This window comes from Actinomycetospora atypica (assembly GCF_042653685.1).
Classification (GTDB): Bacteria; Actinomycetota; Actinomycetes; order Mycobacteriales; family Pseudonocardiaceae; genus Actinomycetospora; species Actinomycetospora atypica.
Genome location: NZ_JBHSIV010000119.1, coordinates 1 through 520, shown reverse-complemented (window position 1 = coordinate 520; position 520 = coordinate 1). Strand labels below are relative to the sequence as shown.

General features: G+C 69.6%; 1 protein-coding gene. It reads right to left on the bottom strand.

Annotated features, from left to right (window positions below):
* Positions 1 to 520 (bottom strand): DEAD/DEAH box helicase family protein (locus ACFPBZ_RS29570; protein ID WP_378039674.1); only part of this gene is annotated, 520 nt, incomplete at both ends.

Here is a 520-nt window from a genome sequence, read left to right as displayed (position 1 = left end):
CGACGGGCGCGGGCGTGCTTGAGCAGGCGATAGGTCGTCGTCACGGCGGTGAAGGTCTTGCCTGCCCCAGTCGCCATTTGGACCAGCGCCCGCGGCTTGTCGGCGGCGAGAGCACTCTCGATGCCAGCGACGGCGTCAATCTGAGCCGGCCGCAGGCCGCGGTCGTCGAGCGTCGGCATGTGGCGTAACCGGGATCGGTACGACGGCGTCTCGGGCTCGGCCTCCGCGTCCGTCATCCAGGCCGCGACGGTCTCGGGACGGTGGAACGAGAACACTCGGCGCGACCGCTGCGGGGCCGGGTCGAGACCGTTCGCGAACCATGTCTCCGCGCCGTTGGACTCGTAGCGCAACGGCAGAGGGGTGCGCCACGCCCGCAGCTGTTGCTCGGACGTCAGCTTCATGTACTTGGAGGACTGCACGGATACCGCGGACAGCGTCGTACCCTCGCGCTTCGCCTCGATCGCGCCGACGAGCTTGCCGTCGACGTGGAGAGCGTAGTCAGCCCGACCGGTCCCGAGCG